The following is a 24,592-nucleotide window of genomic DNA, read 5'->3' as shown; positions in this document are numbered from 1 at the left end:
ATTTTACAATGCTTGCGTTTTTGTCTTCCATTCATCAATAAGTGCGTTAATGGCGTTATCAGAAATCGTCCGGCAGTCTTGTGGAAGTTCATCAAGATGATGCTTAATGACGCCTACTGCCGTTTCAACAAATTGTTCAGGTGAAAATTCTGCGATCTGATCGCCGCAACTCATGATAAAGCGCTGTTCCTGATGATATTTAAGATTAAAAGTGCCTGGCCAGTTCTCCATAAGCAACACCATCAGTTTTTGGTGATCTTTTTTCGCGTTAACTGGTAGTGTTAAAAAAAGTTGCCCCTCAGGCTTATCGAAATCCCTTAGCCACTCATCCAGGACGGTTAAAAGCGTTTCGGGATGGTCGACCGCAGCTGAAAATAACTCGCGGGCATAAATCTGTATTTTTTCCATCCACTTCCAGGCCATTGTCTGATTATCAGTAAGATAAGCGGCGACCTGCTGTAACGCGTCTATCATTCCCTGCTCGTAACCTTCCTGATAGGCGTACATCCGCAAGGTCTTTGCCTCTTCTTCCGCCTCTCGCAAAATACGCTTAGCCCGTTGATGCGCCTGCTGTTCTAATCTTTCAATAGAGAAATAACGTTCCAGCGTTTTACGCTTTATCAGTATCCCCTCAACAGGCGAAAGCGGGGACGGAATTGGGATATTTTTGAGCATATTGTAAGGCCAGTAGCAAAATTGACATTTCTACAGCATCCTGCTTCGATGCCTCCTCAATAAATGGAGGAAAAAGCAAAGGAAAACGCTGTGCTAAAGATTCAGGTAAAAATTCATTCAGGGCATTTAACTGTGCATACCCGACGCTAAGTAAAAACCGGTGATTCGGCGCCTTATTGCAGACAGATAAACTTGTTCCCTGATGCATTGCCAAAAATGCTTGCGCCCAATCCGGCAGGCCAAGCAAGGCTCCCTGCCTTGCCAGATCGGCTCTCAGTTTATGGCAACCGAGTAAATACGCTACTTGCGGCAGTCGGCGCCACTGACGCAGCCACAGCTGCGTCAGTGAGTTTTGAATACACTCCTTTTCTCCGTTCTTAAGCCGCCATGCCGCCAGTATTAACTCATTTGCCGCCGCCCTGGCGGCGGGTCTGACAATCATTTCCGGCGCTATCTGCAACCGCTGAGGATGGATATACGATAACGGATCAAAAATGATTCTTTGCCAGATAATGGGTAATGGCTGCCTATTCATTTGACGATTTCGCCTTATCATCAGCCGTTATGCCTTTCTTATTGCGGGCATAATGGTTTTTGTAATACCAGACGCCAAAGCCTGCTGACATCACGGATAACAAAATAATCAACACAATCCAACTGGTTGCAAAAGAATTACGTTTTACTGGTGTGCCGGGAGCCTGTAATTGGGCATCAGAACGTTCTGACAACACAACAGAAATGTTGTCATAATCCACATCGGCAAAACTATTCTTTAAGAAACGCTTGATATCGCTGATCTGATGCGCAAGCGGCGAACCTCGTTCATATACGGCTAATGCCGACAGATGAACAGGTTTTGGCGGGCGGCCATTTTCACCAGCATCAATATCATAACTAATATGGACCCTGGCGGAGAGCACGCCCTCCATCGTCTGTAATGACTGTTCCAGTCGCTGTTCAATAGCCGAATATAACCTGGCCTTTTCAGCTCGCGGAGACGATACCAGCGAATCCGCCGGGAACATCTGCGCTATTTCCACCCGCGGCCGGGGAGGAAGCTGATAAGTTTTAATCCAGTACACCGCAGCGGTAAAATCAGGCTCAGCAACGGTAATGCTATAGCCCAATTTTCCGCTATCAATTTTATTCGCCTCTATATTGTGCATTTGCAGAACGGCAATGACCTCATTAGCCTGTTCCTGGTCCAGTCCTTTTAAAAGATCCTTATCCTTACAGCCGGCAAGGGTCATTACCAGCAGAAAGGTATATAGATATCGACGAATCATGAGCGTAATAGCGTTTCAACAGCCCCGACTCCTTTACGAGTAAGGGTACTTACCATAGAAACATACAGGTTATAATCTGAAATCATCTCTTGCGAAATAGCCAGCTCTTTAGGATCCGTCACCAGATTAGGGTCCTCAATCCTGTTGGTAATCGTCTGTTTATCCACAGCCGTGGCAATCGCCGAACCAGAAAAAGCCTGGAGTAGCCGGTCATCCAGCGAGACAATGTCCGTTTCCATAGACCTGATATTGACCGCCTGCCCTATAACGGCATTCTCAGGGACAATAGTTGCAATCGACATAATCCACCTTATAACTGATTAACGGAAGTTCTGAATAATGGCAGCATCAATATCCTTAAAGACTTTTACCGTGTTCGATTGCGCGTTACGGTACAAGTTATATTCCGAGAGCTTACTCTGATACGCCGCCAGTAGCGCCGGATCGGAGGGTTTTGCTGCTAATTTATCCAGCGCCTCTGTTACCTGCGTTTGTAGATTATCAACGCCCGTATCAAATTTTGCTGAGACGTCATCCAGATAGCCTGACCAAGGTGTTGCCATAATGACTTCCTTATTTGCGTTAAATTAAAGTGGGCTTGGGAAATACCAATGGCCTGGGCTCATTTTGATATAACCTTCCGCCCCGTACTGAAATGAGCGCCCCTTGAGCCAGTCATCTTTTAATTCGATCGCAAACTGCACATAGCGTCCTCCCCATGTGCGGTAATAGCTATCGACAAATTGACGGGCTCTGAGTATTTCTACATCATCGAGCGCCCCCTGAATAACAAACGTTACGCCCCCCTTATGATTCCTGCGGGAATAAGGTAACGCCTGCTGTTTTAGCCCCGCTTCCGCCTGGCCTGCGGCGGTAACATCGTCCATCAACGTGATGTTAACCGAATCCGCGTAAGGCATTAGCGCTCTCAGCTTTTGACTTAACACCTCGAGCTCTTTCTTGCTCATCGTGTTTCGCTGGCGGCTTAGCCAGAAAACGGGTTTACGCGGCTCATCGAAATGAAGCCGATAATAAGCCAGCTGCGGATAATAGGTATCCAGCCAGGTAGAGATACGCTTATTTTCTTCGTTTTCGTTAATCACTCGCGCATTTTTATCATAATCGCCCCTCGCTAAAACCTGACGAGCCCACAGCGTATCTCTTTCATTTTGCGCAGCGACATAGAGCATTTTGTCCCGTCCTGGCAACACCTGAAAGCGCTCCTTCTCCTGCCCCAATAACGAATCGAGCTCTGCGGCCTGCCGCTGCGGCGAGTTAAGTATCCATAACGTCCCCACCGTCCCAATTCCCAATATAAAAAACCCGGCCAGTGCTGCTACAATTCCGTTTTTAAAACGTGGCTCGTTCTTTTTTGCAGACGTTTCTAACTTCTCAGGCTGCTCGGGCACCCACGGCTCGCTTTCCGGGCGAATCAGGATAAGCAATTCACCGACCTGTATTGGCGTATTTAATTGCACCGAACGAGATTCAGAATTTCCTTCTTTCAGCTCATGGAGTATAATTTCGGTCGCATCCGTATCCACCTGGATTTCAAAATTTACTCCGCCATGGTCCAGCGGGATAAAAAAGCTATCGGCAGGTATATCAGGGAGTTGGCCTGAAGCAGTGAGCGCATCACTCTGACCTACCACAAAGAGTGTTCGGCCTGTCAGCAATGGAAACTCACAGCCGTTCAGTGAGCTGTTAAGTAATCGAACTATGTATGGCCCTGGGCTTGTTATCGTCTTCTCTTTTGATGTTTCCATATATACTGTTAGCGATGTCTGTCGTTCTCGATAGCAGCAGATTACCGCACAGGACACAGGGATTCCTGATGAAAATAGAATGAAAAGTGAGAAATAAAATCAATTTATTCTGTATAATGCGTCTCAACACATATTAAAAGAACCATCATCCCCATTGGGGCTTAAACTACTGTAGATAAATTACCCAAATTTGGGTTCTTTTGGTGTAACAATCAGACCATTGCCAACACACGCTAATAAAGAGCATTTACAACTCAGATTTTTTCAGTAGGATACCAGTAAGGAACATTAAAATAACATCAACAAAGGGATAATATGGAAAATGTAACCTTTGTAAGTAATAGTCATCAGCGTCCTGCCGCAGATAACTTACAGAAATTAAAATCACTTTTGACAAATACCCGGCAGCAAATTAAAAGTCAGACTCAGCAGGTTACCATCAAAAATCTTTATGTAAGCAGTTTCACTTTAGTTTGCTTTCGGAGCGGTAAACTGACGATTAGCAATAATCACGATACGATTTACTGTGACGAACCTGGGATGTTGGTGCTCAAAAAAGAGCAGGTAGTTAACGTGACGCTTGAAGAGGTCAATGGCCACATGGATTTCGATATACTCGAGATACCGACGCAACGACTTGGCGCTCTCTATGCACTTATCCCAAACGAGCAGCAAACAAAAATGGCGGTACCCACAGAGAAAGCGCAGAAAATCTTCTATACGCCTGACTTTCCTGCCAGAAGAGAGGTATTTGAACATCTGAAAACGGCGTTCTCCTGTACGAAGGATACAAGCAAAGGTTGCAGTAACTGTAACAACAAGAGTTGTATTGAAAATGAAGAGTTAATTCCTTATTTTCTGCTGTTCCTGCTTACTGCTTTTCTCCGACTCCCGGAGAGTTATGAGATCATCCTTAGCTCGGCTCAGATAACGTTAAAGGAGCGCGTTTACAACATTATATCTTCGTCACCCAGTAGACAGTGGAAGCTTACGGATGTTGCCGATCATATATTTATGAGTACGTCAACGCTCAAACGGAAACTTGCAGAAGAAGGTACCAGCTTTAGCGACATCTACTTATCGGCAAGAATGAATCAGGCAGCAAAACTTTTACGCATAGGCAACCATAATGTTAATGCTGTAGCATTAAAATGTGGTTATGACAGCACGTCCTACTTCATTCAATGTTTCAAAAAATATTTTAAAACTACGCCATCGACATTCATAAAAATGGCGAACCATTAACATTTTTTGTATCTGTCATTCAAGTAAAGATTTTTATTAAAATTGTAATAATTTAAAATTCAGACTGCGCATTAACACGCTATATCAGAATGGGAGGCTATTCAATATCATTGTTCTGTCCGGAAGACAGCTTATACTGATATCTCTGGTAATTTAAAGTAAGGCTGATTATATAACACGATTTTTGTGAACTTGTCATCGCTATGATGACTAGTAAACCGATATTGCCTTATTCACAGCGTAAGAATTCGTCCAGATGACACTATCTCCTTCCGGCTTTAATCCTGTGGATTAAGGCCGGCATTTTATTCATATTTATACATCATCCGTTCCCTCTGAGAACTATTTGCCTGAACGGTCTACACCGAAACAGTCACGCTTGTTAGCTTTCTGCCAGGCATACCTCTTCTCTTCCTCCTGATATCGATATAATGCCTGGGGGCCAGCCTGAGGATGATACTGCTCATAACCCCCCTGCCTTTTTCACGCTATAGCTGAAGGGAGTAAAGAAAAGACGATATCATTATTTTGCAAAAAAATATAAAAATAAGCGCACCATTAAAAACAGTCTTTCATTTATATTTTGGCACCTAAGACAAATTACACTCTTAAACTTTCAACGAATGGTCATTTAGTGGAAATCTTCGAGAAAAATGGTTCTGATGGTGTAATTATCAGACCATTAACCATGAAGATATAATAAGCAGCATTTACACCCAAAAAAAATGCAGTAAGATAGCTACAAAACTAATCTCTATTGCAATGAGGCCAAGTTAAATATGTAAATATTTAGATGCCCGGCGCTGACTCTCTGCACCAGGATATACGACAGCGTCCATTCGATAATCACGGTTAGTTATAACAATATTATTACCAACATGTCAGTTATTTAAAGCACAGGCATAAGCTAAATAATCAAATGTTAAAAACATATAAACCCGAGCCCGTACAATATGACATTAAGCTCATAATAAAAGCTCAACCTGACCGTTAGTACTAACAGCAGAATTACTGAAACAGTAGATTCTATCCTAACGACTTGTATTAGCTATTATAACTTTTCACCCTGTAAGAGAATACACTATTATCATGCCACATTTTAATCCTGTTCCTGTATCGAATAAAAAATTCGTCTTTGATGATTTCATACTCAACATGGACGGCTCCCTGCTACGCTCAGAAAAGAAAGTCAATATTCCGCCAAAAGAATATGCCGTTCTGGTCATCCTGCTCGAAGCCGCCGGCGAGATTGTGAGTAAAAACACCTTACTGGACCAGGTATGGGGCGACGCGGAAGTTAACGAAGAATCTCTTACCCGCTGTATTTATGCCTTACGACGTATTCTGTCGGAAGATAAAGAGCATCGTTACATTGAAACACTGTACGGACAGGGCTATCGGTTTAATCGTCCGGTCGTAGTGGTGTCTCCGCCAGCGCCGCAACCTACGACTCATACATTGGCGATACTTCCTTTTCAGATGCAGGATCAGGTTCAATCCGAGAGTCTGCATTACTCTATCGTGAAGGGATTATCGCAGTATGCGCCCTTTGGCCTGAGCGTGCTACCGGTGACCATTACGAAGAACTGTCGCAGTGTTAAAGATATTCTTGAGCTCATGGATCAATTACGCCCCGATTATTATATCTCCGGGCAGATGATACCCGATGGCAATGATAATATTGTACAGATCGAGATAGTTCGGGTTAAAGGTTATCACCTGCTGCACCAGGAAAGCATTAAGTTGATAGAACACCAACCCGCTTCTCTCTTGCAAAACAAAATTGCTAATCTTTTGCTCAGATGTATTCCCGGGCTTCGCTGGGACACAAAGCAGGTTAGCGAGCTAAATTCGATTGACAGTACTATGGTTTACTTACGCGGTAAGCATGAGTTAAATCAATATACCCCCTATAGCTTACAGCAAGCGCTTAAATTGCTGACTCAATGCGTTAACATGTCGCCAAACAGCATTGCGCCTTACTGTGCGCTGGCAGAATGCTACCTCAGCATGGCGCAAATGGGGATTTTTGATAAACAAAACGCCATGATCAAAGCTAAAGAACATGCGATTAAGGCGACAGAGCTGGACCACAATAATCCACAAGCTTTAGGATTACTGGGGCTAATTAATACGATTCATTCAGAATACATCGTCGGGAGTTTGCTATTCAAACAAGCTAACTTACTTTCGCCCATTTCTGCAGATATTAAATATTATTATGGCTGGAATCTTTTCATGGCTGGTCAGTTGGAGGAGGCCTTACAAACGATTAATGAGTGTTTAAAATTGGATCCAACGCGTGCAGCCGCAGGGATCACTAAGCTGTGGATTACCTATTATCATACTGGTATTGATGATGCTATACGTTTAGGAGATGAATTACGCTCACAACACCTGCAGGATAATCCAATATTATTAAGTATGCAGGTTATGTTTCTTTCGCTTAAAGGTAAACATGAACTGGCACGAAAATTAACTAAAGAAATATCCACGCAGGAAATAACAGGGCTTATTGCTGTTAATCTTCTTTATGCTGAATACTGTCAGAATAGTGAGCGTGCCTTACCGACGATAAGAGAATTTCTGGAAAGTGAACAGCGTATAGATAATAATCCGGGATTATTACCGTTAGTGCTGGTTGCCCACGGCGAAGCTATTGCCGAGAAAATGTGGAATAAATTTAAAAACGAAGACAATATTTGGTTCAAAAGATGGAAACAGGATCCCCGCTTGATTAAATTACGGTAAAATCTGAGAGAGGAGATATGCATTATTTTTTTATCATCGTAATCTGGTTGCTTAGCATAAATACGGCATGGGCTGATTGCTGGCTTCAGGCTGAAAAAATGTTCAATATTGAATCCGAACTACTTTACGCTATCGCCCAGCAGGAATCGGCGATGAAACCAGGCGCCATTGGTTATAACCGAGATGGTTCAACCGATCTTGGCCTGATGCAAATTAACAGCTTCCATATGAAAAGGCTGAAAAAAATGGGGATTAGTGAAAAACAGTTGTTACAGGACCCCTGCATTTCTGTCATTGTGGGCGCATCCATTTTATCAGATATGATGAAAATCTACGGTTATAGCTGGGAGGCCGTTGGCGCTTATAATGCCGGGACGTCACCGAAACGATCGGATATAAGGAAGCGTTATGCTAAAAAAATTTGGGAGAATTACAGAAAATTAAAAGGGATGTCAGCAGAAGAGAAAAACAAAAGACTTTCTATCGCGGTAAACAAATAATTATACAGAAATAGCTTACTTTCAGATAGTTCTAAAAGTAAGCTATGTTTTTATCAGCTTGCCGTCGTCATAAGCAACTGGGCTTGCATTGCTTTTAGTTGTACAAACTGTGAGGCGTCTTCCAGCATTCTATTGTTCCGTGAATCCCGGAAATCTGCACGTACCTGCTCCAGATTACTATGAGGATTATCCTTAAGTACAAGAGCCGCCGCCATCGTTCCGGTTCTCCCCACTCCGCCCAGACAATGAATCATCGGTAAATGCTTATCTGATGAACTACGCCCCGGCGCGCCATTTTGGTTACTATTTTTCACCCTATCCGCCAGGTATTCTAACTGATCAGTAGACGGTAACGGCTGGTGATCTGGCCAATTTTTCACATGCAATACCGGGATTGTATACTGCTTTTCCCCGCAGGACAGGTGCATATTGTATTGGTCTATCGCTCCTCCCTGACTGGCTGAGCTCACTTTTTGGCTGTTGGTATGCACCTCGCCAAAAGTGTAGCTCCCTCTGAAATAGGCTGGTAATTGTTTTGCCTGCATCTGATCTTCCGACGTTAACACCACCAGGCACGAGCATTCTTTTTCAAGAAGCATTTTCATATGCGCTTCCAGCGCGTCCGGCGTATTTTTTGGGTACGAACCGGCTAATGCCACAGGCTTACCGTCAAAAGTTAACGTATTCACTGGCACAGGCATTCCATCGCTCAGTTTCACCTGGGTTTGCTGATTAATTGGAATGCTGCTGACCGCAAACCGTGCCAGGCCCAGTGTCGGTCCGCTCATCGTCTGTGGCATTGGCGCGCCGGCTTTTATTTTCTCAAGTTCAGCTGTAACGTTTTTCAGTTCTTTAGCAATAACGTGAATTTTTTTTACAGCCTGGGTTAATTCATGGGTAGAGGCTTTATCAATCCACCTCTCAACCACTCCCCCACAGGTTCCCCATTGTGAGAACCTGTCTGCTCCTATCTGAATATTTTTTAACGTTGTAACATAATCATTAAGTTGTTTAGCCTCTGGAATTTTATTTAAATTCTGTAAATTCGTCATTAATGAACGTAGCGGGCCGTTACCTGAAGCCATCTCCTGGAAGTTTTCTCGCAGGCTATTTCCATCCATTTGTTCCAGTTGCGGTAATGTTCTTTTAAGTCCCTTTAGCGCGATATCGAGTAAAGGTTGCTTACTTTCTGCTCCAACATCGTTATTTTTTTCTGCCACTTTTGTATCGCCGCCTTTTATGACTAAAGCGGCATTCATGACACCAACATTATCCTTGCTCTTAATAAGGTTTATAAACCCTTCGTCAGCAGCTTTTACACACTCCGTGATCTGCACTGCTAAACGTTGGGTAAGGGGTTTGTTCATATTTATACGGGACATTAACAGTGCGTTATTGACCGCTGTTTCCCCATATTTTTCCGTTAGTGCCTGGAGAAATGTTTGTAAAATTTTCTGATCCTGTCCCTTGATGTTTTCCGTATGTTTTTGCACCACTTCAGTGTTTTTAAATAACGGCATTTTTCCAAGCCAGGTTAATACTTTTGACGAAAATTTTTCAGGCGCAACATATGCCTTATCAGTATTTTCCTTAGCAATATAAAGTCGGGCATCATTCGACACACCAACTTTTGAAAACGAAGACAACGTTAAATTATTCAATTTTCTCTCCTCATACTTTAGCATATTCCTGCAGTATGTTTTTGAGCGCTTCCTGCTGATTCACAAATGACTCAAGCTGCGATATAATATGGTAAGTATTTGTCAGATCGGTAATTGCATGTATAAACAACAACGTCTCAGCGGCCTCAATATACGCTAACGTACCTTCATTATTCGCAGCCAGTTCACCATTAATCACCATAATCTGCCGCCAGATAGAATCGCCACAAACAGGCGATAACGGTATAATCATACCGTTCAATAACCAGATATCATCTTTAGCTTCAATAGACGTAAAAATATCGCTATCGAGTAGTAATAAGCACTGATTGTTGTCGTCAAAAGTGAGCGGTAAACCCAATTTCTCACCAATATTAGCGATAATATCCTGGTGTGCTTGCAATTTACTTTCCTCTTGAATTATATCTTTTATAAGATTGCTTCTTCAAATTTAATCTGGTTACACAATGTCTTGATACTTTTTCGCGCCCATCGCCGGGCGCAATATTTCTCTCCTTTAATCCAGTAGAATAGCCATTCACTACGCATCGGAACACATATCAGCAGCTCCTTCGGATCATTTTCAACATGACGTAACTTGCCTTTAATAACAAAACGCGGACTGTCAGCAATATCATCATATATTGCAGCCATACCTGAACCGGGTACTACGTGTGTGATGATTTTCATAACAATTAATCTTGTTCAATTGTTGTCGAGCGAGAGAAAAATACTACACCCTGGACTCAAGACTTTTTTTAACAACACGGCATATATCCGCAAAGGTCGTCATATCAGGAAGATCGTTTTCATTGCAACTAATGTCAAACTCCTCACTAAGACCAAATACAATATCAATTAAATCCAATGAGTCAGCATAAAGATCCTCAACCAGATGGGTCTGACCATTGATACTATCAACATCAACGGCAATACAGGAGGTGATCACTTTTTTGACTCTTGCTTCAATATCCATATTCATCGCATCTTTCCCGGCTAATTAACGCTGCATGTGCAAGCCATCAACGGTAGTAATAACCCGATCCACGCCAGGTTTATTCAGGTATGACTCGTAAGCCGGGCCAGCTCGCCAGCTACCGTCTCCGATAAGGCCGTCCAGCACATTACTTAACACATAGTCAGTTTCCCCTTTTTGCCTGGTCAACCCCGCCTCTCTGGCAAACTGCAATGCAATCTCAGCCAGTTTTTCTTTTTGTGGATGATGAGTAATGACCTCTTTGAGCGTCTCCATTTTCGCTTTCAATTCTGGGTGATTGTCAATATCGCTACATTGCGCTTTCAACGCTGCACTCTTTATCGTGTCATTGGGTAATATTTCCGCACGCAAGCCGTCAAACGCTCTGCGTACAGGGAACGGTGTGGAGGTATCTGGCTCCAGGGCTTTACGTATCACACCCAAAAACGTCTCACGGGCGTCGAAATGCATTGAATGCATATTCGTAACGCTCGGTACTGTTGAGAGGAAACTATTTTGCTTAAACTTCAAACCAGAAAATGGGCCAGTCTTATCTGTCTGACTATTATCATTATCGGTCGTACCGGCTTTATTACCTGTAATTACCGTCGAGTCTGATTGTAAGGTATCGATTTTAACATTCTCGACGCCAGCCAGTTGACTGGCAAGCGGCTTCACATTCACAATCTCTGCCGTCTGGCTTTGCTGTTTATTATCATCAACGCCGTGCACCGTGGCCTGTACCGGCTTGCCGATAATGCTCTTGCTGGTTACGCCATCGACTTCATCAAAAGAGGGTGTTTCACCCGTAGTGCCCTTTTCTGACGTGACCACCTTTCCATCTTTACTTTCGGAAGAAGCGTTGGTCACAGCCTCTGCCGTCGCATGAGCCGTGATGTCAATTTTACCTGCGATGCCATGGTCAATTGCCCCTGTGCTGGCGCTGTGTGCCGTCTCCGTTTGATGTGTAGTCGAATCCACACGCGAATGACTATGACTTACGTTGCTGCTGTTAGTCGAATGGTGTGACTCGCCATGGCGTTGGCTGTTATCAATAAATGTTCGGCTATTATCAATCGTCTTCCGGCTATGATCATGATTGCTATTATCGATATGGCGCTGGCTATTATCGACATGGCTTCGGCTATTGTTAATATGCTTACTGTTATCCACGCTATGGTTACTGCTATCAATATTAATATTGATATTAATACCCGTAGGTTCTGCTTTTTTCCCACCATCAGGTACTGGTCCAGCCGCAGGTTCCGGAATTTTAGGGTCAGGCAGTTTATCTGCAGGAATTTGTGCAAAAACATTACGTAGCAGCAGGGGTATCAACGTTTGCATTTCAAGGTGCCGGGCTTCCCGTCCTACGCTGGTACCCTGCTCTTGCGTTAATTTTTGGTGGCACATATCAAGCGCCTTAACCGCCTTCGCCGCCGCGGCGTCAACAAGCTGCGTAAGATTGCTACGGGTTAACGGATCCAACGTACAGCCAAAGTTATGTTCAATGCAGCTGGCAATATAGGGCATCACCTCCTGCATAACAAGATTCGTCGATAATTTACTTAATTCACCGCCAGTGTTATTTTTGATGATATCTAACAGCTGCTTTTCCAGGTTTTCCAGCTTCGCTTCCGCTTTCTTTGTTTCTGGCAGCCATGGCCCAAAAGCTGACTTTTCTTTCAGGCCATCTTTTATGATTTGCGTGGTATACTCTGCCCCCACCTTCATTAGTAGCGTCTTCGCCTCAGGAGAATCACTGGTGGCGTTGAGCGCTGAACGAAAGAGCCCGGCAAATTCCATTATCGCTTTCTTACCGGCGACATTATTTGAATTGGTGAAAATTTCTTTTAACGCCTCAGCGTCTTTCCCGCATTTAAACAACGCATCCAGACTCGCCTGTTTGATCAGCGCGGGAAAATCTTCCAGTTGCGGGCCTTTAATTTCCCCTGACAGCGTCGCTGTGGCACTTTCTCTGACTGCGGAAAGATTCGCCGCAAGATTCGTGGCCTGCGTTTTGATCTCGGTCTGCATACCTGGCATCATGACGGGGGGCTGAGTTCTTACACTTGTAACCATTATTAATATCCTCTTCTATTATCCTTGCAGGAAGCTTTTGGCGGTTTCCAGGCTGCTACTTATCGTACTGCTCAGCACTTTTACCAGGTTGTCGTACAATGAATTGGCATTGCTGTATTTTTGCGTCAGCGTCTGTAATGTGGTTTTCAGATTTTCTTCCTGTGCTTTAAAACCCGACTGCCAGGCTTGATATTTGGCGTTATCCAGTTCAAGGGCTGAACCCGATCCTATTCCATTAAGATCGCTAACCATTTTGCTCAGTGGCCCCGTATCCACCAGTACGACATAACCAGAACCAGACGCCTTTAGACAGCTGTCCGGTAAATTCAATTCTTTAATCCACTGCTCAGCTTCCGCTTTCGTTGCTGTTGTCACTCCGCTGCCAGTTTGCGAGGGAAATAAAATCGTATTTTTATTTATTTGAGTGTATTTATTAATTAAACTACTTATTTCACTTTTAAGTGAGTCAACATTTAGCTTAATGGTATTTCCATCCTTACCAGGCGATAACCAGCCTCCCATTTTGGAAAGAATATCACTGAAGGCCTGATAAAAATCGGTATAGACTGCGACAACGTTTTCATAAACGCCCAGATAGCTGTCACCTATCGCCGATATATTTTGGGAAACCATATCCCAAATCTCAGCATCAGAAATGGTTGTTCTCGGTTGCGCCATAGGCGAAGCGCTAAATAAGGCCGACGTCGGCGCAGAAAACGCGCTCCGCAGGTTCTCATTTTGTTCTGCGGATAATGACACGCCAGACTTCGCCAGAGCATTCAGGCTGCTGGTCAACTGTTGGCGCGCCAGCGTGCGCTCGTCATTATTCTCTTCAGAGATCGGTGGCGTTGACTGCAGCGTCTGCTGTGCCTGCTGGATTTTAGTAGCCGCCTGCGATAATGAAATGATATCTGTACCGCGATGTTCTGTGGTAGACGGTACCACGGCAGTCTCGACGTGCTCGCTCGCCGAGGGAGTCTGCGGCCGTTCGGCAACGATCCCCGGATGAGGAGAAGCGGAATAATTTTGAATATTAAGCATAATATCCCCAGTTCGCCATCAGGAGCGCGATTAAATCACCCCCATGATGGCGTATAGATGACCTTTCAGATTAAGCGCGAATATTGCCTGCGATAGCAGCAAGTGCGGATGCTTTCGACTGGTTAATGCTCTCCATTGTTTTCAGCATTTCCTGAATCAGGCTGGTCGATTTACGTGAACTTTCACGGGCTTCGTCCGATGCGGTGCTGGCAACACGGTTATTCACCTGGCTAATTTGCTGCTCGGAACGTTCCTGAGTAGCGGCGTACTGCCCGGACGCCCCTGCAATACCACCGACCGTGACCGAGTTCTTCATAATCAGATCGCCCGTCATCTGCATCTTGCGCGCATCGATTCGGGTCATATCCATGGTATTCTGCTCAAGACGAATATCGGATTCGACAGACTCAAGACGTTTCGACAGAATAGCCTGATGTTCAGGGGAGATTTGTTTATTACTGTCTTTAATACCCAGACTTTCCGTGGCGCTGGTTCCGGCATTAGATTTAAGCGTCGCTTCATTAAGATTTTTCGTCGCATCGGTACCGGTTTTCTTCATATTTAACGATTTCAGAGAATCGACGCCTTCAGCACCGAGTTTGACGCTATTCTGCCCGTTCAGCACGTTTTTAATACTGTGGCTTTCAGTGGTCAGTTTATCGATCTTCGCGGCATTATGTTTAAGCGCGCCTCTTTCATTCTGCAGCCCCTTATATTCCAGTTTGGCGCCCACGCCAGTGATCCCCAACTGAAGCGCGCTCTGGGAAATACTACCGGACAACGAATTCATCCCTTCGCGCATCATGGAGCTTGCCGTCGTTTTAGCTGCATCAAAACTGACTAATGACAACTTACCAGACAGTTTGCTATCAGCCTGGTTCAACGTCAGCATTAACGTATTCGCGGCAGCCAACAGCGCAACGGCACTGGAAGACATTCCGCTAATATCAAAAAACTTTCCGACTTCTGCCTGCTGCTCGCGTAACTGGGTTTGCACAACCTCATTCGCTTTAGTCGTGACATTATTTGCCAGGGCATTCAAATCCTGATTCATGTCGGTATTTTGAATACTGGCTTTTAAAAAGGACGTGATCGTTCCGGGGGTTTGCGTTAATACCCCTGGCGCAGGCGCGCTCAGTGTAGGACTCAACCCCAGGTCACTGACTTTACTGCTGCTAATACCAATACTATTCAGAATATCTTTAGCGCTAACGGATTGCGAAGCTGTCTGTGAACTATTCTCAACAGAATGATTATTTAAATAAGCGGCGGGATTTATTCCCACATTACTAATTAACATATTTTTCTCCCTTTATTTTGGCAGTTTTTATGCGCGACTCTGGCGCAGAATAAAACGCGAAGCATCCGCATTTTGCTGTACCGCAGAAGACATGGCTTTTTGTAGTTCCGCCGTTACCTTCTGGTTTTCACCAAATATTTCTACGGATTGTTTAAGCCACTGCTGAATCTGATCCATGGCAAAACGGGCGAGCATAAAATCAGCAAGCGCCTCGCTGGCATTTTTAATAAATACGCCCTCGGCAACACCACCGGCTGACTGGGCTGCGGTATTCGTGACTTCCATGCCCAACGCCACTTTATTTAGGGTATTACCTACCAGCTCTTTACTTAAGGCATTCGTTTGCAGGCCCATCTTGCTACCCACATTACCCAGACCGCTAGTAATACGTTGCATCCCCTGGGTAAAGAGTTTGCTGCCGTTTTGTGCCAACTGTTTCAGCACGTTAGGCACCAACTTCTTAATCGTTTCGCCCATCATTTTGCTCAGCGCGTTACCCAGTTTCGCCGCCGCGCCTTTCCCGACAACTGCGACCACCACAATGACCGCTACCATGGCAATAGCGGCGACAATCGCACCAACAATGCTGCCGGCCATCTCTGCCGTTTTCTTATCGACGCCTAATCCTTCCAGCGCTTTGGTAATCGCCTTGCCAATCAGCTCCATTAACGGCTTCAGCACATGCTCCATAATCGGGTTTAGCGCCTGCTGAATAAACGACACCCCCGTCGCCGCCTTCACAATTTCATCGGCCACCATTACCGCAAGTCCCACCGCAGCCAGCGCCAGACTCGCCCCACCGGTAAAAACAGCGGCCACAACGCTGACAATGGTTAGCAGCGCGCCGAGGACTTTCCCGATACATCCCATAATGCGGTTCGTTTCCTCGGCTTTGCGCGTCTCTTCCTGGAATTCAGCCGATTTCTTTTCCATCTCCGCCTGACGCCCTTCCTGCAAGGCGTTGAAAAGCGCAAGATCGTTTTGCAGGCTTTCTTCCGTATTTTTGCCCACAATCTCAATAAACATGGCCATGAGCATAGTGAGGCGGGCGACATTTGACAGATTATCCTGCTCACCCTGGGAAACCTGATTCTGAGAGGCGGCATTAGCCGTTCCCTGGAATTTGGTCAGAATGTTATCCGCTTTCTCGGCTTTCGCTTTGGCGTCTGTGCCTGCTTTAACCGTCGCATCCGTGGCCTTATCTAATGCCTCTTTCGCCTCTGTCGCTTCTTTTCCGGCCTGTTCTACCGCGGCTTCAGCTTGTGCATAGCCGGGGTCAGCCGGGTCCAGCGATTGCAATTTATTTTGCGCCTGCGTCAGTTTTTTGGCCGCAGCGTCATAAACACTCTTGGCGGTATCCGTCTTTTTGATGCTGGCTTCATAGAGATCCGTCGCCTCCTGAGCCTCTCCCAGAGCTGTCTGGAATTCTTTCGATACCTGAATCCCCATCTCTTTTTGTGACTCAATCATCGCCTGCCATACCGCCAGACGAGACTCCAGTTGAGACAGCGAAACATCGCCCAGTAGGGTCATTAACTTGCCAAGCAGTAATGTCAATTGCCCTTCGCTGGAGAGTTTTTCCCGGGCGGCGTCCGTAGGCGGCTTTAGACCCACCGTATTAATAGCGCTCTCGCCGGACTTTGTTCCGGCTTTAAGGTCGCCCGCTTTCGTTGCCACCACATCTTTAAAAGCTTTATCCGCCGCTTTTAAAAAGTCCGTGTTCTTACGAACGCCTTCAAAAGCCGCCTCAGCGAGGCGCGGATTTTGGGTATATCCGCTACGGCTAATGCTACTTGCGTCATTTACCATAATTATTCCTTTTCTTGTTCACTGTGCTGCTCTGTCTCCGCCGTTTTTAGCGCCTCCAGATAGACCAACGCTTTTGCCCGCAGAGACTCATCTTCAGTACGTTCATTGACAAGTTCAAAACACTGCCTGGCTTTTGCCGCCTTACGCATTAATAATTGACACTGCCCGGTAAAAAAAACGGGGCGATAATCATTTTTAAGTAACGTAAACGCTACTGCATAAAGGTCACATGCTTTCTGAAATTGTTTTTTCAGTTGGCATACTGCCGCCAGTCCCATGGTGTAATCGGGATTGTAAAAATCATAAATGCATAAGAAACGAAAGAATGTCTCAGCTTCATCCAGTCGTCCCTGGTTATAAAACTCATAAGCATGAGCATATAAACCGTCCATCATATCTTGAGGGATCCCATGAACGTCTTTTAGCGTGGCGCCTTCACTAACGGCATCCCAAATCATTTCCGCAACACGTTCTTCGCTGACATTATTTTGATAATCCATTACTTACTCCTGTTATCTGTCACCGACTTTGTAGAACTTAACGACTGCGTTTATCTGATGCAGTTATTAAACCCCGACGGTGGTTAGTGAACATTCAAAAAACGCCCAATGAATACATCGCTACTGCTTTACGCGGCTCAATGCCGTACCTCGTTTTCTTGTGGCTGAATAACGTCTTTGCCCGCGTTTTCTACCTCTTCCAGCCAAACCAGAAGACGTAAAACTTCATCAATTTCTTCCAGACTCACCAGATCATAACGGCGATGGGTTTTGAAAAGACTGCGCGCCAATTTGATATCGACGATCACAGGTACGCCAACCTTCTCCGCATAGGCGCGGACGGCCAGTGCGCGCTGATTCGTTTCATACACCGAGATCATCGGAATCGGCATCAGTTCGGGTTTAAAATAAATCCCGATCGTAATATGCGTGGGGTTGGCAACAATCAGGCGTGAGTTTTCAATATCGGATTTCACCTGTTCAGACAGAATTTCCATATGAACTTCACGTCTTTTAGATTTAACCTCTGGGTTCCCTTCCTGCTCCTTCATTTCACGCTTCACTTCTTCCTTATCCATTTTCATATCTTTCATGGTCAGGAAATATTCCGCAATAGCATCCAATAATAAGACAATCAATGCGCAAGCAAGGCAAGTTAATACCAACGCGAGAAGAAGCTCACGCCAAATGACGGCAATACCTACAATATTGCCATTTAGCTGAGAAAAGATTTCAACCTTATATTTCTTCCAGCAAATGATGGCGGCCACCACAAAGGATGAGAGATACAGTAGGGTTTTGACCGTATCTTTAACCGTTCGCATACTAAAAAGTTTTTTCGCCCCTTCTACCGGGTTTAACGCCGATAAATTAGGTTTTAATGCTTCTGTCGCCAGCACAAAACCGGCCTGTAATAACGCCGGTAATGCGGAACACACTAAGCAGAGCAGCATAAATGGAATCAGATATTTTAACCCTATCCCAAAAACGGCCAAACTGTAGTCAGCCATGCTCTGATCAAAATTATCCGCAATAATGATCTTAATTATCCCCATAAACTCATTAAATGAGCCATACGACACCAGATAGGCAATTCCTCCCAGCGTCAGGCAGGCGATAATGAGATCTTTACTTTTAAATGACTGGCCTTTTTTAGCGGAGTCTTCCAGCCGTTTTTTAGTCGGTTTTTCTGTTTTATTCGAGGACATGCGTCGCCCCTCGCTCGTAAAACCAACTGCTTAATCCTGTGGCCTGGAAAGAGAGTCGCAGTACATTGTCCGGTAGCACCGGAGAGAAATAAAGCAGCATAATTAAAACGGCAATGCCGCTTTTTACCGTCAGTGAAATCGCAAAGGCGTTCATTTGCGGAGCAAAGCGCGACAATAAACCCAGGAATACTTCTGACAGCAACAGCACTAATACCACCGGACTGGCCAGAACCAACGCGTTTTGAGCCACCTGATTAATAAACGTTAATAGCGGCGGTAATGAAGGCGTGCACTCGTTCATCGGATCGCATAGCTGATAGCTTTTATTTAACACGTCAACCATCGTGACCAGACCGCCGTTTTGTAAATAAACGACAGCGGCAAACATATTCAGGAAATTAGCCATTTCCGAGGTATCAATGCCGTTTGCCGGATCGATACTGCTACTTAGCGTTGCCCCTCGCTGGTTATCGATAATACAACCCAGCGCATGCATAACCCAAAAAGGCCATGACAGCAGACAGCCCAGCATGACGCCTACCGCCGCTTCTTGCAGAACTAACGGGATCATCGCCACCGATAAAAACGGCGGCGCCTCGTTCAATGCATGCGGCCATACTCCCAATGCCACCAGGATGATAATGGCGTTTCTCGGCGCGCCGCTTAATACCCCGCTATTCAAAAACGGCAGGAAGAAAAAAATCGGCGCCACGCGAGCAAACCCTAGTGCCGCAGACGCAACCAGGTGATGAATTTCAAAGTACAACGCGTAAAACATTTTTTACCCCTTAGCCAACGCCAGGAATATCACCTGACGCCCGTAAGAGAGTAAAACTTCGCCATACCAGCCAGACAGTAAAAACAAGCACAAACACACGCCAAGTAATTTAATGCCAAAAGGCAGAGTCTGTTCCTGTAATTGCGTTACCGTCTGGAATAACCCTACCAGGAGGCCGATAATCGTTGCGACAATCGTCGGCCACCCTGACAGGATCAAAACAAGATAGAGCGCCTTATTACCTGCAAACACTAAATCATCCATTTAACTATCCCGTCTCGTAATGATGTCATGTTGCAATGTCCATATACTGTAAAATCAATCCCTTAGACAGTAATGTCCAGCCATCAAGCGCGACAAAAAGCACCAGCTTAATAGGTGTAGATATCGTCACCGGACTCATCATCATCATCCCCAGCGCCAGTAGCACGCTGGATACCACCAGGTCGACGACAACAAAGGGCAAATAGAGATAAAAACCAATTTTAAACGCGCTTTTTATTTCGCTCAGCGCATAAGCAGGTAATAACGCAAATATTGATGGCTTTTCAATTTCATCTTTGTCACGCTTTACCGTCTCGGTCTCTTCTCCATACTGACGCTTCAGTTGCGCGTTTTCAAAAAACTGAACTAACTCGCGATCTGAATATTTGATCAGATAATCGCGATAACCATCCAGACCTTCATCAACGTGTTTACTTAATGACGAAATATCATTAAAGGTGACATCTTCGTCCTCAAAATAGACGTAGGCATCATGCATTATGGGCCACATAACAAACATAGAAAGCAGCAATGCGACGCCGTTAAGCGTCATATTTGAAGGTATCTGCTGCAATCCCAGGGCGTTACGCACCATGACAAATACAATAGAAAATTTAACGAAACAGGTTCCTGACGCAATAATAAATGGCAACAGGGTGGAAAATGCCAGTAAGGCAATTAATGAGATATCATTCCCCATTACCAGACTCGCTCAGCCATTCATGGATCTCAACGCCTAAGGTGTCATTCATCTGTACCAGTTCGCCATTACCCAGCAAAACACCATTCGCCATAATTTCAACGTTAAGTTCAGCATTGGTCGGCAGTGATAATAGCTGCTGCTGCCCCATGGTTTCGAGTTCGGCGAGGGTAACGTTCTTACGATACAAAACAAATTCCAGTTTGACGGGCAATTGGTTCAAGCCAGGCAGAGTTTCTGCAGTTTCAGTTGTATTATTTTCTTCTTCGATATGTTGAATATCTAACGTTTCCACAATAATTCCCCCTTCAACACGGTTGAAATGACCTAACTTTTTCGCGTAGCAATAAACTTCCGCACGGGAAGTACGAATCAGGAGTACATCTCCGATCCCGATTCGGCCCAGCAACGAACGCTGCGTATCACTGCTACCGATTACAAAGCGCAACGGCCAACGCAGCATTTTCGGCCTGCCGCCCCCGACTGCAGGCAGTTCAGGAAGATATTCAAACCACAGGCCGCCCCGATCGCTCATAATGTGCAACAATTTCCCTTCCGGCAGCGCGCTTCCCGGCACGGGGTTCTCTACGCATAAACGCCGACAGGACAAATGCGGCACGGGCAACTCAAACGGTCGCTCTGTTGCAGCAAGCCAGGGAACGACCAGGTGCTCAGCGCCAGCAGAAACCGCCGCCCCCGCCAGAGCGGGAGAGACATGCTCAAGCCAGTCCCCAGGTTTAATCCACGCCGACCACCGTTTTTCTGCATCGCTCAACCGAACCCACATTCCCTGTCGCGTCGGATATTCCAGCGTAGCTTCCTGGCCATGGCGCTGGCATTCTGTCGCGGTTTGCGCCAATAGCCATTCGCGACGATCAATCTGTCTCACACGCAATGACATCAGGCGTCATCCTCCTCGCCAGATTGCTGTCTGTGCTGTTGCTGCTGCGGATTTTGTTGATCGTCTCGCGTCAGGTGCCAGCGCTGGGGATTACCGTTTTGCCATTGATCATGCAAACGATGTTCAACCTGCGTATTTGACGGTATTAACGAAAACTCCCCTGCTTGCCGCGCCTGAATATTGACGGAATAGTCATTTCCCCAGCGCTGAAAACGGTAAGTCAGCGAGCTATCCTCCCCTTTCACGCCATCGGCAGTGGGAAAAATAGTCATCATCGGCTTTGATTGCGCCGCTAAAGGCATTTTTTCATCGCCGCCGGTTAATTGGCTAAGATCGGCGATAGTGGTTGGTTGCAGCGGAAGCTGAGAAACATCTTTAACCTTTTTATGATCTTTATCGTCAGGCTTACCGGTATTGGCTGCGGCCATTCGGGCAGGTGCGACATCCCGCGCCAGCGGCGCGCCCTCTTTACGAACGCCTTCGCCCGCGATGGCTTTATTATCCCCAGGCAATGCCTTGATATTATCGTCAGAGATTCCCGTGGCGTTATCGGCTACTTCACTAACGGATTCCACAGCTTTTAAATCAGCAGATAATTTTTTACCGCTTACGTTTTCTAACGGCCTATTTTTAGACGATAGCAACGCTGCGGATTTATCTACTTTGGCCTCCGCAGAGATCAAACCGACAGATTTTTCAGCAGTGACTTTCAACAGTTTTTCAGCAATCCTGAGTTCGCCTTTTCCGTTATGATGCAGACCAGAAACGTTACCATTGTGATGTTCTGATTTCGCTGGCGCGCCATGTCGCCATGCCGCCAGCAATACCGGTAAAGCCGTTTCTTTATGCATTACGAAAGCATCGCCATAGTCGCGATCTTTTTTATGATCGGAATATTCTGTCTTATGTTTTTCCACCGCTTTTTTTAATGCTTCTGATAAACCGCCAACCTCATCCTGCTGCGGCAGTAAAATGTTCCCGGATGAACTGACAGCTGACACATCGCCCATTAAATTATCTCCTCTGACTCGGCCTCTTCCTGCTGTATCTCTCGCTGGATATAGTGTCTTTTCTGACGGATTATCCAGCGTTGATAGTTCCCTTCTTTGCGCAACCAATATTTACTTTTTTTCTGAAACTCTTCCCTTTTCTTTTCCAGCTCGCTCCGTTTTTCCTGAATTTGTATAATCTGGAGTTCTAAATCTTTTATCTGCCGGCGAACAATAGACTGCTTACGTAATAACGTATAAATTTCCTCACGACTGAGCTGTCTGTTTTCTGCACGCAGCGTATCTAATAACAATTTCAGACCCGCTATTTGTTCAAGGATCGCCTCCTCCTCGGCCTGCAGCCCGCGGTCCTCATCCTGATAGCGAAGTAATATCGACTCACACTGTGAATGAAATACCGTACAGCGCCGCTGCAATACTTTAATTCTGGTCAGCGAATGCATTCATACCGCTCAACGTGTCATCAAAGGATGAATACTGCGCTACCGGCTGGCATAACCAGGCTTTCAGGCTATCCCGCATCTGCATCGCCCGATCGTTATCGATATTTTCGCCAGGACGATATTCTCCCAAATCAATGAAAAGCTGGAGCTCTTCCAGACGCGTCATTAATTTACGCACAGCAGATGCCTGTTCAGCATGTGTCGGCGTCGTGACTTGTCCAAAAACGCGGCTTACGCTTTTCAGTACATCGATTGCCGGGTAATGTCCCTGACCGGCCAGCTTTCTGCTCAGATACAGGTGACCGTCAAGGATAGAGCGAATTTCATCCGCCATCGGGTCCGCCTCTTCCTCGCTTTCCAGCAGCACCGTATAAAAGGCAGTAATGCTTCCCTCGCTGGTCGCCCCGGGGCGTTCCAGCAAGCGGGGCAAATTATCGAATACGGAGGCTGGATAACCTCGACGGGCCGGACGCTCTCCCGACGCCAGTGCCACATCTCGCAAAGCACGCGCATAACGGGTCATGGAATCGATAAAAAGCACGACCCGTTTTCCCTGGTCGCGAAAATATTCCGCTACGGTTGTCGCCAGTTGCGCCGCATTACAGCGATCGACCGAGGGGAAATCGGAAGTGGCAAAAACCAGCACGCATTTTTCTTTCTTATGCGAAGCGCGCAACATATCCACGAATTCAGTGACCTCGCGGCCTCGTTCACCGATAAGACCAATAACAAAAACATCCGCCTCCGTTTGCTCGATCAGCATATGCATCAGCATGGTCTTACCGCATCCTGCGGAGGCAAAAATGCCCATTCGCTGGCCTACGCCACAGGTCAATAACCCGTCAATCGCGCGCACACCGGTAATCAGCGGTTCACGGACGCCAACGCGCGAAGCGTAAGAAGGCGGTGCGACATCAATAACGCGTTCTTCGCTAATCGGCGCCACTTCAGGGGTAAAACGCTCAACGATTTTCCCTGTCGGATCCAACACCGCGCCTAATACCGAGTATCCCACCCACGCCGATAACGCACGTCCAGTGGGATAAAGCACGACATCGCGGCTCAGCCCCTGGGCATTGCCGATAAGGCTCAGCACGGTGCGTTCCCGCTGTAAGCCAACCACCTGCGCACGTGCAACAACCTGTTTTTGGTGCCAGCCACGGCGTATTTCACACAGTTCGCCAATGGCTACATCGCGCAATTCCGCCTCAATAATTGGGCCGGTTATTTTTTGTGGGTAGGCCAGATATTGCAGTAAACGAGGTGTTTTCATCTCATTAGCGACCGACTAAAAACTTCCAGATAGTTGTAAAACCCATTCAAGGCAGTAGAGAACTTTTCACCGTCAGATAAAAAATCCGGATGCACTAAGGCTTTAAGCGTTAGCTCCCCATTCTGCTCCCCCAGTAGTAATTGCCCGCCGCGGGCAAAATGGCATCCTTCCATTATGGTCATTAAGATTTCATAAGCCCGCTGTTGTAATACCACCATGCTGTCAGCACCCAATTGCGCCCAGATCCATACATCATCGTCCTTGACGCTGATACAGATACTTGGCAATGCAAATAAATCCAGAACAATTGTTGAATGGCTATCTATTCCTCCGATGAGTGAAGGATCGCAACCACTTACTTCCAGTGCGGAACGAACTAATTCAGCGATATCCAAATGTTGCATAGATCTTTTCCTTAATTAA

Annotated in this window: 27 protein-coding genes; 3 read left to right on the top strand and 24 right to left on the bottom strand. The window is 45.9% G+C overall.

Annotation, left to right across the window (positions count from 1 at the left end):
• Positions 1-3 precede the first annotated feature (3 nt).
• Genes orgB through prgH form a run of 6 tightly spaced genes read right to left on the bottom strand, consistent with a single transcriptional unit; the run spans position 4 to position 3,727 of the window.
• The gene (gene orgB / locus OLG56_RS04850) at positions 4-675 is read right to left on the bottom strand and encodes a type III secretion system linker protein OrgB (RefSeq protein WP_000916655.1); all 672 of its coding nucleotides are present in this window, start codon (positions 673-675) and stop codon (positions 4-6) included.
• Entirely contained in the window at positions 632-1,231 is a 600-nt protein-coding gene (gene orgA / locus OLG56_RS04845) for an oxygen-regulated invasion protein OrgA (protein WP_001591231.1), read from the bottom strand. Before orgA ends, orgB begins: the two co-directional genes overlap by 44 nt.
• Positions 1,203-1,961 carry a type III secretion system inner membrane ring lipoprotein PrgK gene (prgK, locus tag OLG56_RS04840; RefSeq protein ID WP_000621238.1) on the bottom strand — a complete coding sequence of 253 codons (759 nt, stop codon included), beginning with the start codon at positions 1,959-1,961 and terminating at the stop codon, positions 1,203-1,205. The genes orgA and prgK overlap by 29 nt, the downstream gene beginning before the upstream one ends.
• A complete protein-coding gene (gene prgJ, locus OLG56_RS04835; protein ID WP_000020431.1) occupies positions 1,958-2,263 on the bottom strand; it encodes a type III secretion system inner rod protein PrgJ in 306 nt (101 codons plus the stop codon). Before prgJ ends, prgK begins: the two co-directional genes overlap by 4 nt.
• Positions 2,264-2,281: 18 nt before the next feature.
• Entirely contained in the window at positions 2,282-2,524 is a 243-nt protein-coding gene (gene prgI, locus OLG56_RS04830; protein ID WP_000235228.1) for a type III secretion system needle filament protein PrgI, read from the bottom strand.
• A gap of 24 nt (positions 2,525-2,548) precedes the next feature.
• Positions 2,549-3,727, bottom strand: a complete 1,179-nt coding sequence (prgH, locus tag OLG56_RS04825; RefSeq protein WP_000450196.1) for a type III secretion system inner membrane ring protein PrgH — start codon at positions 3,725-3,727, stop codon at positions 2,549-2,551.
• A 315-nt stretch (positions 3,728-4,042) separates the two neighbouring features.
• Here prgH and hilD point away from each other — a divergent pair, with 315 nt between their 5' ends.
• The 3 genes from hilD to iagB all read left to right on the top strand — a co-directional run bounded on the left by hilD (position 4,043) and on the right by iagB (position 8,223).
• Complete coding sequence (hilD, locus tag OLG56_RS04820) at positions 4,043-4,972, top strand: transcriptional regulator HilD (protein WP_000432699.1); 930 nt, start codon at positions 4,043-4,045, stop codon at positions 4,970-4,972.
• Between the two features lie 1,089 nt (positions 4,973-6,061).
• Complete coding sequence (gene hilA, locus OLG56_RS04815) at positions 6,062-7,723, top strand: transcriptional regulator HilA (RefSeq protein ID WP_001120090.1); 1,662 nt, start codon at positions 6,062-6,064, stop codon at positions 7,721-7,723.
• A gap of 17 nt (positions 7,724-7,740) precedes the next feature.
• Positions 7,741-8,223 (top strand): SPI-1 type III secretion system invasion protein IagB, encoded by a 483-nt coding sequence (iagB, locus tag OLG56_RS04810; RefSeq protein ID WP_000558932.1) that lies wholly within the window; start codon positions 7,741-7,743, stop codon positions 8,221-8,223.
• A 53-nt stretch (positions 8,224-8,276) separates the two neighbouring features.
• Here iagB and sptP read toward each other — a convergent pair whose 3' ends face one another.
• The 18 genes from sptP to spaK all read right to left on the bottom strand — a co-directional run bounded on the left by sptP (position 8,277) and on the right by spaK (position 24,573).
• Positions 8,277-9,908, bottom strand: a complete 1,632-nt coding sequence (sptP, locus tag OLG56_RS04805; protein WP_023252091.1) for an SPI-1 type III secretion system effector GTPase-activating protein SptP — start codon at positions 9,906-9,908, stop codon at positions 8,277-8,279.
• On the bottom strand, positions 9,895-10,287 hold the full coding sequence (gene sicP / locus OLG56_RS04800; protein WP_001147854.1) for a chaperone SicP: 393 nt from the start codon (positions 10,285-10,287) through the stop codon (positions 9,895-9,897). Before sicP ends, sptP begins: the two co-directional genes overlap by 14 nt.
• Positions 10,288-10,313: 26 nt before the next feature.
• Positions 10,314-10,574 (bottom strand): hypothetical protein, encoded by a 261-nt coding sequence (locus tag OLG56_RS04795; RefSeq protein WP_000692251.1) that lies wholly within the window; start codon positions 10,572-10,574, stop codon positions 10,314-10,316.
• Positions 10,575-10,617: 43 nt separating this feature from the next.
• Positions 10,618-10,866 (bottom strand): acyl carrier protein, encoded by a 249-nt coding sequence (locus tag OLG56_RS04790; protein ID WP_001055579.1) that lies wholly within the window; start codon positions 10,864-10,866, stop codon positions 10,618-10,620.
• A gap of 18 nt (positions 10,867-10,884) precedes the next feature.
• Complete coding sequence (gene sipA / locus OLG56_RS04785) at positions 10,885-12,942, bottom strand: SPI-1 type III secretion system effector SipA (RefSeq protein WP_023252092.1); 2,058 nt, start codon at positions 12,940-12,942, stop codon at positions 10,885-10,887.
• Between the two features lie 18 nt (positions 12,943-12,960).
• Entirely contained in the window at positions 12,961-13,983 is a 1,023-nt protein-coding gene (sipD, locus tag OLG56_RS04780; protein ID WP_000932250.1) for an SPI-1 type III secretion system needle tip complex protein SipD, read from the bottom strand.
• A gap of 70 nt (positions 13,984-14,053) precedes the next feature.
• On the bottom strand, positions 14,054-15,283 hold the full coding sequence (gene sipC, locus OLG56_RS04775) for an SPI-1 type III secretion system needle tip complex protein SipC (protein WP_000909024.1): 1,230 nt from the start codon (positions 15,281-15,283) through the stop codon (positions 14,054-14,056).
• Positions 15,284-15,310: 27 nt separating this feature from the next.
• On the bottom strand, positions 15,311-17,092 hold the full coding sequence (sipB, locus tag OLG56_RS04770; protein ID WP_000245782.1) for an SPI-1 type III secretion system needle tip complex protein SipB: 1,782 nt from the start codon (positions 17,090-17,092) through the stop codon (positions 15,311-15,313).
• 2 nt (positions 17,093-17,094) lie between these two features.
• Positions 17,095-17,592 carry a SycD/LcrH family type III secretion system chaperone SicA gene (gene sicA, locus OLG56_RS04765; RefSeq protein WP_000386309.1) on the bottom strand — a complete coding sequence of 166 codons (498 nt, stop codon included), beginning with the start codon at positions 17,590-17,592 and terminating at the stop codon, positions 17,095-17,097.
• A gap of 137 nt (positions 17,593-17,729) precedes the next feature.
• Complete coding sequence (gene spaS, locus OLG56_RS04760; protein ID WP_000097719.1) at positions 17,730-18,800, bottom strand: SPI-1 type III secretion system export apparatus protein SpaS; 1,071 nt, start codon at positions 18,798-18,800, stop codon at positions 17,730-17,732.
• Positions 18,787-19,578, bottom strand: a complete 792-nt coding sequence (gene spaR, locus OLG56_RS04755) for an SPI-1 type III secretion system export apparatus protein SpaR (RefSeq protein WP_000498965.1) — start codon at positions 19,576-19,578, stop codon at positions 18,787-18,789. Before spaR ends, spaS begins: the two co-directional genes overlap by 14 nt.
• Before the next feature lie 3 nt (positions 19,579-19,581).
• Complete coding sequence (gene spaQ / locus OLG56_RS04750; protein WP_000342503.1) at positions 19,582-19,842, bottom strand: SPI-1 type III secretion system export apparatus protein SpaQ; 261 nt, start codon at positions 19,840-19,842, stop codon at positions 19,582-19,584.
• A 25-nt stretch (positions 19,843-19,867) separates the two neighbouring features.
• A complete protein-coding gene (gene spaP / locus OLG56_RS04745) occupies positions 19,868-20,542 on the bottom strand; it encodes an SPI-1 type III secretion system export apparatus protein SpaP (RefSeq protein ID WP_000526016.1) in 675 nt (224 codons plus the stop codon).
• Positions 20,532-21,443: an SPI-1 type III secretion system protein SpaO gene (spaO, locus tag OLG56_RS04740; protein WP_000058727.1), complete on the bottom strand. Its 912-nt coding sequence runs from the start codon at positions 21,441-21,443 to the stop codon at positions 20,532-20,534. Before spaO ends, spaP begins: the two co-directional genes overlap by 11 nt.
• A complete protein-coding gene (spaN, locus tag OLG56_RS04735) occupies positions 21,443-22,453 on the bottom strand; it encodes an SPI-1 type III secretion system protein SpaN (protein WP_000503095.1) in 1,011 nt (336 codons plus the stop codon). Before spaN ends, spaO begins: the two co-directional genes overlap by 1 nt.
• Entirely contained in the window at positions 22,453-22,896 is a 444-nt protein-coding gene (gene spaM, locus OLG56_RS04730) for an SPI-1 type III secretion system protein SpaM (protein WP_000555884.1), read from the bottom strand. The genes spaN and spaM overlap by 1 nt, the downstream gene beginning before the upstream one ends.
• Complete coding sequence (gene invC, locus OLG56_RS04725; RefSeq protein WP_000856766.1) at positions 22,874-24,169, bottom strand: SctN family type III secretion system ATPase InvC; 1,296 nt, start codon at positions 24,167-24,169, stop codon at positions 22,874-22,876. Before invC ends, spaM begins: the two co-directional genes overlap by 23 nt.
• Positions 24,166-24,573 (bottom strand): SPI-1 type III secretion system chaperone SpaK, encoded by a 408-nt coding sequence (gene spaK / locus OLG56_RS04720; RefSeq protein ID WP_001164066.1) that lies wholly within the window; start codon positions 24,571-24,573, stop codon positions 24,166-24,168. Before spaK ends, invC begins: the two co-directional genes overlap by 4 nt.
• Positions 24,574-24,592 lie beyond the last annotated feature (19 nt).

Origin of the sequence: Salmonella sp. 2018103, from assembly GCF_026247685.1 — a bacterium.
In the GTDB taxonomy this organism is placed as follows: Bacteria; Pseudomonadota; Gammaproteobacteria; order Enterobacterales; family Enterobacteriaceae; genus Salmonella; species Salmonella enterica.
This window is presented reverse-complemented; position numbering and strand designations above follow the sequence as displayed.

Excerpts from the sequence above, each read along its gene's own strand:
- prgH (WP_000450196.1), bottom strand. The coding sequence starts at position 3,727 with ATGGAAACATCAAAAGAGAAGACGATAACAAGCCCAGGGCCATACATA.
- hilD (WP_000432699.1), top strand. The coding sequence starts at position 4,043 with ATGGAAAATGTAACCTTTGTAAGTAATAGTCATCAGCGTCCTGCCGCA.
- sipA (WP_023252092.1), bottom strand. The coding sequence starts at position 12,942 with ATGGTTACAAGTGTAAGAACTCAGCCCCCCGTCATGATGCCAGGTATG.
- spaM (WP_000555884.1), bottom strand. The coding sequence starts at position 22,896 with ATGCATTCGCTGACCAGAATTAAAGTATTGCAGCGGCGCTGTACGGTA.
- prgI (WP_000235228.1), bottom strand. The coding sequence starts at position 2,524 with ATGGCAACACCTTGGTCAGGCTATCTGGATGACGTCTCAGCAAAATTT.
- spaS (WP_000097719.1), bottom strand. The coding sequence starts at position 18,800 with ATGTCCTCGAATAAAACAGAAAAACCGACTAAAAAACGGCTGGAAGAC.
- spaN (WP_000503095.1), bottom strand. The coding sequence starts at position 22,453 with ATGGGCGATGTGTCAGCTGTCAGTTCATCCGGGAACATTTTACTGCCG.
- iagB (WP_000558932.1), top strand. The coding sequence starts at position 7,741 with ATGCATTATTTTTTTATCATCGTAATCTGGTTGCTTAGCATAAATACG.
- spaK (WP_001164066.1), bottom strand. The coding sequence starts at position 24,573 with ATGCAACATTTGGATATCGCTGAATTAGTTCGTTCCGCACTGGAAGTA.
- orgB (WP_000916655.1), bottom strand. The coding sequence starts at position 675 with ATGCTCAAAAATATCCCAATTCCGTCCCCGCTTTCGCCTGTTGAGGGG.
- hilA (WP_001120090.1), top strand. The coding sequence starts at position 6,062 with ATGCCACATTTTAATCCTGTTCCTGTATCGAATAAAAAATTCGTCTTT.
- spaR (WP_000498965.1), bottom strand. The coding sequence starts at position 19,578 with ATGTTTTACGCGTTGTACTTTGAAATTCATCACCTGGTTGCGTCTGCG.
- orgA (WP_001591231.1), bottom strand. The coding sequence starts at position 1,231 with ATGATAAGGCGAAATCGTCAAATGAATAGGCAGCCATTACCCATTATC.
- OLG56_RS04795 (WP_000692251.1), bottom strand. The coding sequence starts at position 10,574 with ATGAAAATCATCACACACGTAGTACCCGGTTCAGGTATGGCTGCAATA.
- sicA (WP_000386309.1), bottom strand. The coding sequence starts at position 17,592 with ATGGATTATCAAAATAATGTCAGCGAAGAACGTGTTGCGGAAATGATT.
- invC (WP_000856766.1), bottom strand. The coding sequence starts at position 24,169 with ATGAAAACACCTCGTTTACTGCAATATCTGGCCTACCCACAAAAAATA.
- prgJ (WP_000020431.1), bottom strand. The coding sequence starts at position 2,263 with ATGTCGATTGCAACTATTGTCCCTGAGAATGCCGTTATAGGGCAGGCG.
- spaQ (WP_000342503.1), bottom strand. The coding sequence starts at position 19,842 with ATGGATGATTTAGTGTTTGCAGGTAATAAGGCGCTCTATCTTGTTTTG.
- spaO (WP_000058727.1), bottom strand. The coding sequence starts at position 21,443 with ATGTCATTGCGTGTGAGACAGATTGATCGTCGCGAATGGCTATTGGCG.
- spaP (WP_000526016.1), bottom strand. The coding sequence starts at position 20,542 with ATGGGGAATGATATCTCATTAATTGCCTTACTGGCATTTTCCACCCTG.
- sipB (WP_000245782.1), bottom strand. The coding sequence starts at position 17,092 with ATGGTAAATGACGCAAGTAGCATTAGCCGTAGCGGATATACCCAAAAT.
- sipC (WP_000909024.1), bottom strand. The coding sequence starts at position 15,283 with ATGTTAATTAGTAATGTGGGAATAAATCCCGCCGCTTATTTAAATAAT.
- sptP (WP_023252091.1), bottom strand. The coding sequence starts at position 9,908 with ATGCTAAAGTATGAGGAGAGAAAATTGAATAATTTAACGTTGTCTTCG.
- sipD (WP_000932250.1), bottom strand. The coding sequence starts at position 13,983 with ATGCTTAATATTCAAAATTATTCCGCTTCTCCTCATCCGGGGATCGTT.
- prgK (WP_000621238.1), bottom strand. The coding sequence starts at position 1,961 with ATGATTCGTCGATATCTATATACCTTTCTGCTGGTAATGACCCTTGCC.
- OLG56_RS04790 (WP_001055579.1), bottom strand. The coding sequence starts at position 10,866 with ATGAATATGGATATTGAAGCAAGAGTCAAAAAAGTGATCACCTCCTGT.